Here is a 465-nt window from a genome sequence, read left to right as displayed (position 1 = left end):
TCCGACAAGGATATAATCAATTCCGTTTTCCGTTATTCTTGGTTTCAATTCGCTCATGTTCCTTACCTCCTGTGGAAGTAGGCTCGTCTGGTACTAACTCAATCACATCAGTAATCTCACAATTCAGAGTTTCACAGATACGGGCTAATGTATCCATGCTGATGTGCTTTCCCTCTTTGCTCATGTTGGCAATCATATTTGTTGTCATACCAGCAGCAAGCCTTAAATCCTCTTTTCTCATATCACGCTCTAACAGTGTGTGCCAGAGTGGTTTATAGCTGATGTGCATATTGTTTTCCTGCCTTTCTATCCATACCACCGGGGCGGTTGCCCCGGCAGGAACTTTTCTCTTATTATAATTATAACACCAATCTTGTGAAATCACAATTTATTCTTGTAGCCTGCCGCTGATACCATCTGGATTGCGCATTCCCTTTCTTTTTGTTCCCTTTAATTAGCCATGAA

General features: G+C 41.7%; 1 protein-coding gene. It reads right to left on the bottom strand.

Annotated features, from left to right (window positions below):
• Window positions 1-16 precede the first annotated feature (16 nt).
• A complete protein-coding gene (locus NE664_13755; GenBank protein ID MCQ4727698.1) occupies window positions 17-289 on the bottom strand; it encodes a helix-turn-helix domain-containing protein in 273 nt (90 codons plus the stop codon).
• Between the last annotated feature and the right edge of the window lie 176 nt (window positions 290-465).

Origin of the sequence: Anaerotignum faecicola (assembly GCA_024460105.1) — a bacterium.
Classification (GTDB): Bacteria; Bacillota; Clostridia; order Lachnospirales; family Anaerotignaceae; genus JANFXS01.
This window is presented reverse-complemented; position numbering and strand designations above follow the sequence as displayed.

Excerpts from the sequence above, each read along its gene's own strand:
- NE664_13755 (MCQ4727698.1), bottom strand. The coding sequence starts at position 289 with ATGCACATCAGCTATAAACCACTCTGGCACACACTGTTAGAGCGTGAT.